Source organism: Streptomyces parvus (assembly GCF_032121415.1).
Classification (GTDB): domain Bacteria; phylum Actinomycetota; class Actinomycetes; order Streptomycetales; family Streptomycetaceae; genus Streptomyces; species Streptomyces globisporus_A.
In genome coordinates this window covers 3,797,560-3,811,344 of the sequence record NZ_CP135079.1, presented here as the reverse complement: position 1 = coordinate 3,811,344, position 13,785 = coordinate 3,797,560, and the positions used below count along the sequence as shown (strand labels likewise).

Below are 13,785 nucleotides of genomic sequence, written 5' to 3'. Positions count from 1 at the left end.
CACAGACCCAGGGCGATACAGAGGAAGAGGCGGGCGAACGGCCCGTCAGCCCGGGCCATCCACCCGCCTCTTGATCACACGTCATCTCACGACAAGGCCGCCACCGGCCCCTCAGCCCTCCCCGGTCCCCTGCCTACGGGTCACGGAGCCGCTGCCGGATCCGGCGCGGGAACCGAGGGACCGGCGTCCCCCGAGGCGTCGTCGTCGCCCACGGCGATGCCCCGCCGCTTGGAGACGTACACCGCGGCGACGATGATCCCAATGGCGACGACGGCCACCAGCGCCCGCACCCAGGGGTTCGCGTCCACGCCATAGCTGAACTGCACGATCGCCGGGGCGATGAGCAGGGCGACCAGGTTCATCACCTTGAGGAGCGGATTGATCGCCGGGCCCGCCGTGTCCTTGAACGGGTCGCCGACCGTGTCGCCGATGACGGTCGCGGCATGGGCCTCGCTGCCCTTGCCGCCGTGGTGGCCGTCCTCGACGAGCTTCTTGGCGTTGTCCCAGGCACCGCCGGAGTTGGCGAGGAACACCGCCATCAGCGTTCCGGTGCCGATCGCGCCGGCGAGGTACGAGCCGAGCGCGCCGACGCCCAGGGTGAAGCCGACCGCGATCGGTGCGAGCACCGCGAGGAGCCCGGGCGTGGCCAGCTCTCGCAGGGCGTCGCGGGTGCAGATGTCGACGACGCGTCCGTACTCCGGCTTCTCCGAGTAGTCCATGATCCCGGGATGCTCGCGGAACTGCCGCCTGACCTCGTAGACCACGGATCCGGCGGACCGGGACACGGCGTTGATGGCGAGCCCCGAGAACAGGAAGACGACTGCCGCGCCCAGGATCAGGCCGACGAGGTTGTTGGGCTGTGAGATGTCCAGGCTCAGCCCGAGCTCGCCCGCTCCGGCCCCGACGTCGTCGACCGCCGTGGCGATGGCGTCGCGGTAGGACCCGAAGAGCGCGGCCGCCGCCAGGACGGCGGTGGCGATGGCGATGCCCTTGGTGATGGCCTTGGTCGTGTTGCCGACCGCGTCCAGGTCGGTGAGCACCTGGGCGCCGGCCCCCGTGACGTCCCCGGACATCTCGGCGATGCCCTGGGCGTTGTCGGACACCGGACCGAAGGTGTCCATGGCGACGATGACGCCGACGGTGGTGAGGAGCCCCGTCCCGGCGAGCGCGACCGCGAAGAGCGCCAGCATGATCGACGTACCGCCCAGCAGGAACGCCCCGTAGACGCCGAGGCCGATCAGCAGCGCGGTGTAGACGGCCGACTCGAGGCCGATGGAGATGCCCGCGAGCACCACGGTGGCCGGGCCGGTGAGCGAGGACTTCCCGATGTCCCGGACGGGGCGGCGGTTGGTCTCGGTGAAGTAGCCGGTGAGCTGCTGGATGAGCGCGGCCAGGACGATCCCGATGGCCACCGCGACCAGGGCGAAGATCCGCGGGTCGCCGCCGTGCGCGGTGATCGCCTCGTCGGTGACCCCGTCCAGCTCGGCGTACGAGGACGGCAGATAGGTGAAGGCGGCCACGGCCACGAGGCCGAGCGAGATCACCGCGGAGATGAAGAAGCCGCGGTTGATCGCCGTCATCCCGCTGCGGTCGGCGCGGCGCGGGGCGACCGCGAAGATCCCGATCATCGCGGTGACGACACCGATCGCCGGGACCATCAGGGGGAAGGCGAGACCGGAGTCGCCGAACGCGGCCGTCCCGAGGATGAGCGCGGCGACGAGCGTCACGGCGTACGACTCGAAGAGGTCGGCGGCCATGCCCGCGCAGTCACCGACGTTGTCCCCCACGTTGTCGGCGATGGTGGCGGCGTTGCGCGGATCGTCCTCCGGGATGCCTTGCTCCACCTTGCCCACCAGGTCGGCGCCCACGTCCGCGGCCTTGGTGAAGATCCCGCCACCGACCCTCATGAACATGGCGATGAGCGCCGCGCCGAGGCCGAACCCCTCCAGTACCTTGGGCGCGTCGGCGGCATAGACGAGCACCACGCAGGAAGCCCCGAGCAGACCGAGTCCCACCGTGATCATTCCGACCACACCACCGGTACGGAAAGCGATCTTCATCGCTTTGTGCGAGACGGCGGTGAGATCCTTTTCCGGTTCGCCTTCCGCCGGAGTCGCCTCCCGCGCGGCTGCGGCCACCCGCACATTGCTCCGAACGGCGAGCCGCATGCCGATGTATCCGGTCGCCGCCGAGAAAAGCGCACCCACCAGGAAGAAGAGGGAACGCCCCGCGCGCTGCGACCAGTCGTCGGCCGGCAACAGGAACAGCAGGAAGAACACGACGACAGAGAAGACACCGACGGTGCGCAGTTGCCGGGCCAGATAGGCGTTCGCACCCTCCTGGACCGCCGCGGCGATCTCTTTCATCCGTTCGGTGCCCTCGCCGGCCGCCAGGACCTGGCGTACGAGCAGCTGGGCGACGATCAGCGCGGCGACGGCGACGACCGCCACGACGATGACGATCAGCCGGTTGCCGTCGGTGAGTGCCGCCGCCGCGAGGGAAGCGGGCCGGTCGGAAAGTGCGGATTCTTGCGTCAGTACTGCCATTGGGGTGGTGAAGAACTCCGCCATACGTCCTCCTTGACGCTCAGCGCTCAAGTCGTGGACGGATTGTAGGGAGCGGAACCTGATCAAAACAGTGGGCGGGAAGAGAATTGATCGCTCTCCCTCCAACGCCGAAAGATCAGCGGAGTGATTCTGCTCGAATGCAGTAACGAGGCAGACGCATTACCCGGAATGCCTCGACGACCCCTCGACGACCTCTCGACAAAAAAAGGCCCTGCTCAGCAGGGCCTGGAAAAACGAAACATCACGTCACCCGAACGCCTGGGGACCCAGGGCCCCAGCCGCCGCCCGCCGCGGTCGCCTCCTGCGCGAGCACAGGAGTGCAGGAAGGAGCACGTGCACGGCATGAACGCAGGCGCCGGAACGGTCACAGACACAGGTACGGGTGCGAGTACACAGGTGAGGCCGCAGGCACGGGCGCGGGCCTCATGGCCGTACGGCGACTCCAGGGCCGGGGTTGCGGCCGCACAGCCGAACCGCGACCTCAGGGCCGTACCGCAGCCTCAGGGCCGTACCGCGGCGACCTCAGGGCCGTACCGCGGCGTCGGCCGTCGGCCAGCTCATGCGGATCACTCCGCCACCCGCACCGGAACGGACCTCCACGTCGTCGACGAGTCCGCTGATGACCGCGAGACCCATCTCGTCCTCGCCCTCACCGTCGGCCTCGGAGCCGGACCGCGTCCGGCCCGCTCCGGAGGCGTCACGCGCCCCGGACTCGGCCGGATCGGCGCCGGGATCGGGAACGCTGTCCCCGACCTCGATGGAGAACGCCTTCTCCTCCTCGGTCAGCGCGACGCTGACCGGCGCGGTGATGCCGTGACTGCGGTGCAGCCCCACCGCGCGGCTGCACGCCTCGCCGACAGCGAGCCTGACCTCGTCGAGCACCGCCTCGTCCACGCCGGCCCGGCGCGCCACGGCGGCCGCCACCAGGCGGGCCGTCCTGACATGTTCAGGCTGGGCGCTGAAGCGGAGTTCAACGGTGGCCATGCGATCCCCCTCCCACGTTTGGGCGTACGCCTCAGGGGCCCCGGGCGTGTCGCCCGGCACCCCTGCTCTTCTCCTCCGGAAGCCGACAAAGCCGACAGCCGACCCGAAGGTCGACCGCCTGCCCGTCGCGGCCCATGCGCTGCCGCTGCCGGCCTGTTCACTGCCTGCCGACCGGCCCGGAGGCCGGTCCGCTCCGACCTCAGTCGGTGGCGGCGACAGCCTCGTCGACCGTGGTGTGAATCGGGAACACCTTGGTCAGACCCGTGATCCGGAAGATCTTGAGAATGCGCTCCTGGTTGCAGACCAGGCGCAGCGAGCCCTCATGGGCCCGGACACGCTTCAAGCCGCCCACGAGCACGCCGAGGCCGGTGGAGTCGAGGAAGTCGACGCCTTCCATGTCGACAACCAGGTGGTAGCTGCCGTCATTCACCAACTCGACCAACTGCTCGCGCAGCTTGGGCGCGGTATACACATCAATCTCGCCACCGACCTCGACGACCGTACGGTCGCCACCAGGGCCGGACACATTGCGAGTCGACAGGGACAGGTCCACGGATCCTCCAGCACCTTGCTATCGAGCGGTCGCCCCTCGGTCTCCCCGACGGAGGCCAGGGGACGGATCGCCAGCCGCGATGGCATTCAATCACTTACCAGCAGCCATGCACGACGCCTTGGGACCATTGTCCGTCACGCCAGTGACACACTCGGTGCCGATGGCCAAGAATCACCGTCCCCGACGACCAGCCGAGAGCAGGGGCTCGCGCCCCTCTCCCGCCATGATCCTCGACCGGCTCGCCACAGGGGCGGGCCGGGCCGCGCGCATCACTCATACGGAGCACTTGCCCCCGAGATCGGGAACCCATGCCATCTGGCCGGATCGCGTGCGGACAGAAGTGATCTCGGCGATCGAGGAAGCCGGGATCGACCATCCGTGGGCGCATCAGGCGGCGGCGGCCGAGCACGCTCTGGACGGCGAATCGGTCGTGATCGCCACCGGCACGGCCTCCGGGAAGTCCCTCGCGTACCTCGCGCCGGTCCTCAGCACCCTCCTGGACGGCTCGGAGGCCCCGAACGGCCGCGGGGCCACCGCCCTGTACCTCGCCCCCACCAAGGCCCTGGCAGCCGACCAGCGGCGCTCGGTGAAAGCGCTCGCGGCCCCGCTCGGCAACGCCGTCAGGCCCGCGGTCTACGACGGCGACACCCCGGTCGAGGAACGCGAATGGGTACGGCAGTACGCCAACTACGTCCTGACCAACCCCGACATGCTGCACCGCGGCATCCTGCCCTCCCATCCCCGCTGGTCCTCGTTCCTGCGCGCCCTGCGGTTCGTCGTGATCGACGAGTGCCACACCTACCGGGGCGTCTTCGGCTCCCATGTCGCCCAGGTGCTGCGCCGTCTGCGCCGCCTGTGTGCCCGTTACGGGGCCGACCCGGTCTTCCTGCTCGCCTCGGCCACAGCGGCCGCCCCGGCGGTCGCAGCCGGGCGTCTGACGGGCCTGCGGGTCGTCGAGGTGTCCGACGACGCCTCCCCGCGCGGCGAGCTGGTCTTCGCCCTGTGGGAGCCCCCGCTGACCGACCTGCACGGCGAGAAGGGCGCCCCCGTACGCCGTACCGCGACGGCCGAGACCGCCGACCTGCTCACCGACCTGACCCTCCAGGGCGTCCGCTCGGTCGCCTTCGTACGCTCCCGGCGTGGCGCGGAACTGATCTCGGTGATCGCCAAGGAGCGCCTCGCGGAGGTCGACCGCTCGCTGGCGAAGCGGGTCGCCGCCTACCGCGGGGGCTACCTCCCCGAGGAGCGCCGGGCCCTGGAGCGGGCGTTGCACTCCGGCGAGCTGCTCGGCCTGGCGGCCACCACCGCTCTGGAGCTCGGCATCGACGTCTCCGGCCTCGACTCGGTGGTCATCTGCGGCTACCCGGGCACGCGGGCCTCCCTCTGGCAGCAGGCTGGCCGCGCCGGCCGCTCGGGCCAGGGCGCCCTGGCCGTCCTCGTGGCCCGCGACGACCCGCTGGACACCTACCTGGTGCACCACCCGGAGGCGCTGTTCCGGCAGCCCGTGGAGTCGACGGTGCTGGATCCGGACAACCCCTACGTCCTGGCCCCCCACCTCTGTGCCGCAGCCGCCGAACTGCCCCTCACCGAAGCCGACATCGCGCTCTTCGGCCCCGCCGTACCCGAACTGCTGCCACAACTGGAAGCGGCGAAACTGCTGCGCAGACGGACATCGGGCTGGCACTGGACCCGCCGCGAACGGGCCGCCGACCTCGCCGACATCCGGGGCGGGGGCGGCCGCCCCGTCCAGATCGTCGAGGAGGGCACCGGCCGCCTGCTGGGCACCGTCGACGCGGCCGCGGCCCACACCGCCGTCCACGAGGGGGCCGTACACCTCCACCAGGGCCGCACCCACCTGGTCCGGAAACTGGACCTGGAGGACTCCGTGGCCCTCGTCGAGCAGGCCGAACCCCCGTATTCGACGGTCGCCCGCGACACCACGGCCATCGCCGTCCTGGAGACCGACACCGAGATCCCCTGGGGCCAGGGCCGGCTCTGCTACGGCTCCGTCGAGGTCACCAATCAGGTCGTCTCCTTCCTCCGCCGCAAACTGATCACCGGGGAGGTCCTGGGCGAGACCAAGCTCGACCTGCCGCCCCGCACCCTGCGCACCCGAGCCGTCTGGTGGACGGTCACCGAGGACCAACTCGACGCCGCCCGCATCAACCCGGAGATCCTCGGCGGCGCGCTCCACGCCGCCGAACACGCCTCGATCGGCCTCCTCCCCCTCTTCGCCACCTGCGACCGCTGGGACATCGGCGGCGTCTCCGTGCCCCTGCACCCGGACACCCTCCTGCCGACGGTCTTCGTGTACGACGGCCATCCCGGAGGAGCCGGATTCGCCGAGCGGGCCTTCCACACCGCCCGTGCCTGGCTGACGGCGACCCGGGAGGCCATCGCGTCCTGCGAGTGCGAGGCGGGCTGCCCCTCCTGCATCCAGTCCCCCAAGTGCGGCAACGGCAACGAACCGCTGCACAAACGCGGAGCCGTACGCCTCCTCACCGAACTCCTCAGGGCCGCCCCCCTGGAACCGGACGAACCGGCCACCCCGAAGGACTGACCCGACGAGGAGGAACCCGACGGACAGCCGCCCCACCGAGGAGACGTCAGGACCCGGCACGCGGCTCACCCGGAGCCCCGGCCGAGGAATGTGCCGGCGACCGGACCGGGGGATCGGTCGGAGCCCCGGCCAGGGGACCTGCCGGAGGCATGCCCAAAGGGTCGGCCGGGCCCCCGCCGGAGGAACCTGCCGGAGGCCGGAGCGGAGGATCGGTCGGAGTTCCGGCCGAAGGAGCCGCCGGAGGCCCGGCCCTGGCCCTGACGGTGGGTTGGTAGGGCCCGAATCCCGCGCGGGCGGTCACATCGGCGACCTCTCCCTGCACCGCGCAGCGAACGACCAGGGCGTCCTGCGCCAGAGCCACTCTCCGGGCCGCCTCACACGCGGCCTCAGCTCCCTCCAACGCCCGGTCCGCAGCGGCGAGGGCCGCCAGATCCGCGACCCCGCCCGCCCGGTGACGAGCAGCCACCACCTGCCCCAGCACGAGCACCACGGCGAACACGGTGCACAGACCGGCTGCGGTGACAGCCACCCACACGGTCGCCACGCCCCGGTCCGCACCACCACCCGAGCCCCGGCCCATGCCGCGGCCCCGGATCGCGCCCCTACCCCGGCCCATGCCCCTGCCAATGCCCATGCCTCGGCCCCGGCCCCGGCCCCGGCCCCGGCCCCGGCCCCGGCCCCGGCCCCGGCCCCGGCCACTGTCCCACCCCCGGAACGTGCCCCACCCCATGCCCAGGCCTAGGCCACTCGGCCCCGGGCCCCCAAGCCACCTCGCCCTCATGGCGCGGCACCCCCCACCGTGTCCTCCGCCAGGGCAGCCGCCTCGGCGGTCAACGTCAGGGCCAGCACACCGGGGCCCCGGGTCGGCGCCTCCACCCGGACGCGCCACAGGTCGCCCGCCCGCTCCATCTCGACCTGGGCACCCTGGGGTGCCGCGTCACGCGCGGCGCCCAGTGCCGCCGCCTCCGGCTCCGAACGGGCCGCGGCCCGAGCCCCCGCCCGCGCCGCGTCCACGCACCGGATCTGGTCCGCGGCGGCCATCAACGCCCAGAGGAGGGCGAGGGAGAACGCCACCAGCACCGGGATCACCACAGCCGCCTCAGCGGTCACCGCCCCCCGATCGCCGACCCCGCCACCGCCCCCCTCGCCGCTCGGGGCCCGGCCCCGGTGCCGCCCGCGAGTGGCACCCCGCGAGAGCCTCCGGCCGGGACACCGGAAGTGGCGCCGGGAGAGGCACCTGCACGCCTGTCCGAACCGGGCCCCCAGGACTGGCCCCGACCGAATCTCAGAACTTCGCATCGAGTGCGTCCTCGACCAGTGACTGCAGCGCCGACAGAACCGGCCCGCTGTTCACCACTTTGTAGAGCACCGCCGCGAAGGCACACGCCGCGATCGTTCCCACCGCGTACTCGGATGTGGTCATCCCCCGATCGGACCGGCCTAGCCGATCCGACCACCGCGCGGACCACTTCCCCCGCCGGTCCGGCCACCCCGTGAACAGCCGTCCGCCGCGCAGAGCGCCGACGGCCCGGTCCCAGAACTTCGATTCCATTTCATCCCCCGATGAGCATCGATGACGAACGGGTGCCCGACCGGAACACCCTTGAGTGACAACGAAATTGAATGGCCGCCAGAACAACGGGTAGGCAGCCGCCGACCGCGAACCCTGCGCGGCCTCACCGGCCCGGACCGCCGGTCGCGAGCAGGTCGCCGGCCAGGCCGATGATCACCGGCGCCACCCCGACCGCCAGGAAGGCGGGGAGGAAACAGAGGCCCACCGGCGCGGTGATGAGCACCCCGGCCCGTTGCGCCCGAGCCACCGCCGCGGCGGCCCGCTCGGCACGTATCGACGCGGCCAGCCTGGCAATGGGCTCCGCCGCCGGGGCCCCCGTCGCACCTGCCCGGTGCAGGCAGCGGGCCAGCGGGCCGGCGCCCGGTATCTCCCCGAACCGGCCCCACGCCTCGGCCGGTTCGCCGCCGAGCCGGATCTCGACGGCGGTCCGGGCGAGCCGGTCTCCGACCGGGCCGCCGATGGATCGGCCCACCTCCTCGGCCGCCTCCCGGGGGCCGGCCCCGACCGCGACACAGGCGGCCAGCAGGTCTGCGGCCAGGGGGAGCTGCCCGGCGATCATGGCGCGCTCCGCGGGGTTGTGACCGGGACGGCCACGGGGCCTGGTCCGCTGGCACCGCCACGTCCCGTACGCCGCGGCCACACCGACCGCGCAGCCGAGCACACCGCCCACCAGAATCCATCCGGTCAGCCAGGCACCGCCCGGAGCCGCCCACCGCCGAGCTGCCCCGGAAGGACTCGAGCCCTCGCTCGACCCGAGCCGCGCGACCAGTCGGCCCCGCCTGCCGGGCCCCGGTGCCGCATCCGTCCCCAACAACTTCGCCCCCCGCCCGCGAACCGCTCGCTTCCGATATCCGGCAGCGATCACGGCTGCCACCTGCGCCGCCGTCCCCAGCGCCGCCGCCGACACCCCCAGGCTGTGGAGAACTTCTCCGCCCACCGCGTTCACGCAGCCTCCCCTCCGCGCACGATTCGGCGGGCCCAATACAGCCCGGCCGCCTCCAGGAACGAGCCCACCGCCAGACAGGCCAGGCCGCCCGGGGTGTGCAGCAGTACGCGCAAGGGCTCGGCGCCGAGGGCCGCGCCCAACCCCAGACCCGCGACGGGAAGCAACGCCAGGACCACAACCGTCGACCACGCTCCCGCCAGCTGGGCACGCAACTCCGCACCTCTGCGCCGGTCCTCCCGCAGCGCGGCCTCCAGACGCTCCAGCCCGGTCGCCAGGCCCGCCCCGCCGTCCACGGCCACCCGCCAGCACGCGGCCATCCCGGACAGGCCGCCCATCCCCGGGCCCTCAGCCGCCTGCCGCAACGCAGCCGGCACATCGCCGCCGAACCGTGCCGCCGCCAGCACCGCGGCCTCCGCCTCCCCCAGCCTGCTGCCGGAAGCGGTCGTCGTGGCGGGCCCGTCCTCCGCGAGGCCCTCTCGCAGCGCGATCAGCAACGCCTGCCCCGGCTCGCGCCCCGCCCGCAGCTCCCCGACCACAGCTCCGCACAACGCCGCGACCGCGGTCGCGCCCTTCTCCGCCTCCCGCGCCCCGGCCCGCCTCCGCAGCCATCGGCGTACCAACGGGATCGCCACGGCTCCCGCGGCCAGCGGCAGCACCGAACTACCCAGCACCGCGAGCACCACCGCGCCCGGAACGCACCACCACTCCCCGCGTTGTCGGGCCGTCTCCGTCACGTGCCCCCAGGCCCTGAGCAGACGTAACCACCAGCCCCACGGCCATCGCGTCTCGGGCGGAGCGTCCACGAACAGTGCCCGCGCCCGCCGCACGCCCGGGTCCCGCATCATCGCGAGCCACACCGCCGAGCCCGCGCAGAGAGCCACAGCGTGAGCCCCGTACGCCGATGTCGCCGCCGCCATCGCCGCCGTCACAGCGCACCGCCGATCAGCGACCGCAGCCGTTCCCATCCCCGCTCCGGAACGAACCCCCCGACACCCCAACTCAGGGCCGGGACCGTGAAGACGAGGCCCGCAGCATCCCGCTCCAGGACGTGCACCTCGGCGACCCGTCGCTGCCCCGCGCGGTCCCGTACGAGATGGACGACCACCGAGAGCGCGGCCGACAACTGGCTGTGCAGGGAGACCCGGTCGAGGCCGGCCGCGGTACCCAGCGCCTCCAACCGGGCGGGGACATGCTCGGCGGCATTCGCGTGAACGGTGCCGCACCCTCCCTCGTGTCCGGTGTTCAAGGCGGCCAACAGTTGGGTGACTTCAGCGCCGCGCACCTCGCCGACCACCAGCCGGTCGGGTCTCATGCGCAGCGCCTGCCGCACCAGATCGCGCAACGTCACACGTCCCGCGCCCTCCTGATTGGCCGGGCGGGACTCCAGGCGGACCACATGCGGATGGTCCGGTCGCAGTTCGGCGGAGTCCTCGGCGAGCACGATCCGCTCGTTCACGCCGACCGCGCCCAGCAGGCTGGAGAGAAGCGTCGTCTTGCCTGCCCCGGTGCCCCCGCTGATCACGTAGGAGATCCGGGCTTCCACGAGGGCCCGCAGGATCCGGTCGCCACCTGGCGGCACCGTGCCCGCGTCCACCAGCTCCGCGAGCGAGAAGGCCCGCGGCCGCACCACACGCAGGGAGAGGCAGGTCGAGCCGACGGCCACCGGGGGCAGCACGGCGTGCATCCGTGTGCCGTCGGGCAGTCGTGCGTCCACCCAGGGCCGTGCGTCGTCCAGCCTCCTGCCGGCCACCGCCGCGAGACGCTGGGCCAGTCTTCGGACCGCCGCCGCGTCCGAGAAGGTGACGCCCGTCAGTTGGAGACCGCCGCCCCGGTCCACCCACACCCGGTCCGGTGCGGACACCAGCACATCGGTCACCTCGGGATCCGCGAGCAACGGCTCCAGCACGCCCGTGCCGACGAGTTCGCCGCGCAGCTCCGCCGCTGCCCCGAGCACCTCGGCATCCCCCAGCAGCCGTCCCTGGGCCCGCAGGGCGGCGGCCACTCCGGCCGGTGTGGGAGCGGCACCACTGCGTGCCAGGCGCTGACGTACGGCGTCGAGCAGTTCGTCCGTCATGCCGTCCCTCCCCCGGGCGGGCCGGTCACGGGGCTCGTGTCTCCGGCCACCGCCACCTGGTCCCAGAAGGCCGCGCAGAACCGGGCCAGCGAGCCCCGGGCGTTACCTCCGGGCGGGGTGCCGTCGTCCTGGGAGTCCAGAAGGTCTGATTCCCAGGGGAGTTCACCGACGAGCGGAAGACCGATGGCCCGGGCGACCCATCGCCCGTCCAGTCCCGACGCATACGGCCCCCGGGGCACCACCCGCAGGTCGTCCAGCACCATGCGGGCCGTGGACGCGACGCGCTTGGCCGCGGCCACCGCGCGCAGTTCGCCCGGCACCACGAGCAGCCCGAGATCGAGTTGGGCCAGGGCTTCGGCGACTCCCTCGTCGACCCGGCGCGGGAGATCGACGACCACCACACCGCCGAGTCGGCGCGCGGCGGCGAGCACCGCCCGCATCGCCTGCGGCGGGATCACCACCTCGTCGTCGCGTCCCCAGCTCAGCACCCGCAGCCCGTGGAGCGCGGGCAGCGAGTCCTCAAGGGCTCCGCCCCCGAGCCGCCCCTTCGACTGCGCGAAATCCGGCCACCGCATGCCTTCGGCCCGTTCGCCGCCGAGCAGGACGTCGATGCCGCCTCCCAGTGGGTCGGCGTCGATCAGCATCGTCCGCCGACCGGACCTCGCCGCACTCACGGCAAGGGCACAGGCCAGCGTCGATGCGCCGGAGCCGCCCCGGCCGCCCATCACGCCGACGGTGAGCGCGGGCCGTCCCACGCCCTCGGCGGCGTTGGCGATCTGATCGACGAGCCAGCCCTCGGAATCGGGGAGCCGCAGCACATACTCGGCCCCGATCTCCACCGCCCGCCGCCATACGTCCGGGTCGTCCTGGTCCCGGCCGACCAGCATCACCCCCTTCCTCCGGCCGGCGCCGCGGCACAGCGCGGCGGCGTCATCGCCCACCAGCACCATCGGAGCCCGCTCCCAGCTGCCACGACGCCCGGGCGGCCCGTGATGGACCTCCGGCTCGGCACCGGCCGCCGCGCACAGCCGCAGCAGGTCGTCGAGCAGCTCCACGTCCTCCGTCACGATCAGCGGGCCGCCGCGCCGCCCGCCGACGGCCGTCGCCTCTTCTCCTGCGAGGGATCCAGCCACGATCTCCGCCCCCTTCTCACTGCCCTTCAGTGCGGTTCGCGGCGTTCTCGGAGCGTTTCCGAGATGCGCGATTCCGACCTCCGCGGACTTCGCGGGTGGAATCAACGTGCAACACCACGGAAAAACATGTGGATCTTGATGGAAAACTGTGGACAACCCCGGGGTTGTGAATAACTTCGTCACCCATACCAGCGACTTCCGGAGTGCAGCCCCGTGGCTACACACTGTGACGAGACGAGTCGCACGAAGGTCGGCTCACACGATCAGGCCGATGACGGCCAGACGGGAGACATAAGGTGGTTCCCGCCCCTAAAACGCGTCCGGACATGCGACGACCCCCGCCGGGGGGGAGAGCGGGGGTCGTCCCCACGGCCGACTCGGGGGGGGGGAGGAGTCGGACCGGGTTAGCACGGTCGCGAACGATCCGTGACTTCCATGGTGTACCCGAGGCCCTTCTCAGGCAAACCCACGCGCCGGAGTTTACGCCGAATGGTGGGCCCCTATGCTCAGCGCTGTGGAAAACTGCTTCTCGCCGCGCACAGCAGCCTTCTTTGACCTGGACAAGACGGTCATTGCGAAGTCTTCGACGCTGACCTTCAGCAAGTCCTTCTACCAAGGCGGACTGATCAACCGCCGCGCTGTACTGCGCACCGCGTACACACAGTTCGTGTTCCTCGCCGGTGGCGCCGATCACGACCAGATGGAGCGGATGCGTGAATACCTCTCCGCCCTCTGCAAGGGGTGGAACGTCCAGCAGGTCAAGGAGATCGTCGCCGAGACCCTGCACGACCTGATCGACCCGATCATCTACGACGAGGCCGCCACCCTCATCGAGGAACACCACACAGCAGGCCGCGACGTGGTCATCGTCTCGACCTCGGGCGCCGAAGTCGTCGAACCCATCGGTGAACTGCTCGGCGCCGACCGCGTCGTCGCCACGCGCATGGTCGTCGGCGACGACGGCTGCTTCACGGGCGAGATCGAGTACTACGCCTACGGACCCACCAAGGCCGAGGCCGTGAGGGCGCTCGCAGCCTCAGAGGGGTACGACCTTTCGCGCTGCTACGCCTACAGCGACTCGGCGACCGACGTACCGATGCTGGAGTCGGTCGGCCACCCGCACGCGGTCAACCCCGACCGCGCGCTGCGCCGCGAAGCGACCCTTCGGGAGTGGCCGATTCTCGTCTTCAACCGCCCGGTCCGGCTCAAGCAGCGCCTGCCCGCCTTCTCGATGCCGCCACGCCCTGCCCTCGTGGCGGCGGCCGCAGTCGGCGCGGCGGCCGTCACCGCCGGACTCGTCTGGTACGCCAGTCGACGCCGTACCGCCGGGGCCGTCCTGCCCGGGTGAAACGGAAACCAGGCGGCGACACCCGTCCGATTCGCCCTTGATTGAAC

Annotated in this window: 12 protein-coding genes; 2 read left to right on the top strand and 10 right to left on the bottom strand. The window is 72.0% G+C overall.

Annotation, left to right across the window (positions count from 1 at the left end):
* Positions 1–140: 140 nt before the first annotated feature.
* From RNL97_RS18170 to RNL97_RS18160, 3 genes are all read right to left on the bottom strand, one after another.
* Positions 141–2,570 (bottom strand): sodium-translocating pyrophosphatase, encoded by a 2,430-nt coding sequence (locus RNL97_RS18170; RefSeq protein ID WP_243314634.1) that lies wholly within the window; start codon positions 2,568–2,570, stop codon positions 141–143.
* A 519-nt stretch (positions 2,571–3,089) separates the two neighbouring features.
* A complete protein-coding gene (locus tag RNL97_RS18165) occupies positions 3,090–3,551 on the bottom strand; it encodes an ATP-binding protein (protein ID WP_030591004.1) in 462 nt (153 codons plus the stop codon).
* A gap of 199 nt (positions 3,552–3,750) precedes the next feature.
* Complete coding sequence (locus RNL97_RS18160; protein ID WP_003967428.1) at positions 3,751–4,104, bottom strand: STAS domain-containing protein; 354 nt, start codon at positions 4,102–4,104, stop codon at positions 3,751–3,753.
* Between the two features lie 79 nt (positions 4,105–4,183).
* Between RNL97_RS18160 and RNL97_RS18155 the strand changes: the two genes are divergently transcribed.
* On the top strand, positions 4,184–6,664 hold the full coding sequence (locus RNL97_RS18155) for a DEAD/DEAH box helicase (RefSeq protein ID WP_313750950.1): 2,481 nt from the start codon (positions 4,184–4,186) through the stop codon (positions 6,662–6,664).
* A gap of 46 nt (positions 6,665–6,710) precedes the next feature.
* Here the strand turns inward: RNL97_RS18155 and RNL97_RS18150 are convergent, their stop codons facing one another.
* The 7 genes from RNL97_RS18150 to ssd all read right to left on the bottom strand — a co-directional run bounded on the left by RNL97_RS18150 (position 6,711) and on the right by ssd (position 12,390).
* Positions 6,711–7,244, bottom strand: a complete 534-nt coding sequence (locus tag RNL97_RS18150; protein ID WP_078652160.1) for an Rv3654c family TadE-like protein — start codon at positions 7,242–7,244, stop codon at positions 6,711–6,713.
* A gap of 197 nt (positions 7,245–7,441) precedes the next feature.
* On the bottom strand, positions 7,442–7,774 hold the full coding sequence (locus RNL97_RS18145; RefSeq protein WP_030590998.1) for a TadE family type IV pilus minor pilin: 333 nt from the start codon (positions 7,772–7,774) through the stop codon (positions 7,442–7,444).
* Between the two features lie 175 nt (positions 7,775–7,949).
* A complete protein-coding gene (locus RNL97_RS33125) occupies positions 7,950–8,087 on the bottom strand; it encodes a DUF4244 domain-containing protein (RefSeq protein ID WP_023607855.1) in 138 nt (45 codons plus the stop codon).
* 253 nt (positions 8,088–8,340) lie between these two features.
* A complete protein-coding gene (locus RNL97_RS18135) occupies positions 8,341–9,183 on the bottom strand; it encodes a type II secretion system F family protein (RefSeq protein WP_313750948.1) in 843 nt (280 codons plus the stop codon).
* Complete coding sequence (locus tag RNL97_RS18130; protein ID WP_313750947.1) at positions 9,180–10,100, bottom strand: type II secretion system F family protein; 921 nt, start codon at positions 10,098–10,100, stop codon at positions 9,180–9,182. Before RNL97_RS18130 ends, RNL97_RS18135 begins: the two co-directional genes overlap by 4 nt.
* A gap of 8 nt (positions 10,101–10,108) precedes the next feature.
* Complete coding sequence (locus tag RNL97_RS18125; RefSeq protein ID WP_313750946.1) at positions 10,109–11,257, bottom strand: TadA family conjugal transfer-associated ATPase; 1,149 nt, start codon at positions 11,255–11,257, stop codon at positions 10,109–10,111.
* Positions 11,254–12,390 carry a septum site-determining protein Ssd gene (gene ssd, locus RNL97_RS18120; protein WP_398866885.1) on the bottom strand — a complete coding sequence of 379 codons (1,137 nt, stop codon included), beginning with the start codon at positions 12,388–12,390 and terminating at the stop codon, positions 11,254–11,256. The genes RNL97_RS18125 and ssd overlap by 4 nt, the downstream gene beginning before the upstream one ends.
* Before the next feature lie 502 nt (positions 12,391–12,892).
* Here ssd and RNL97_RS18115 point away from each other — a divergent pair.
* Positions 12,893–13,738 (top strand): HAD family hydrolase, encoded by an 846-nt coding sequence (locus RNL97_RS18115; protein WP_243314625.1) that lies wholly within the window; start codon positions 12,893–12,895, stop codon positions 13,736–13,738.
* Positions 13,739–13,785 lie beyond the last annotated feature (47 nt).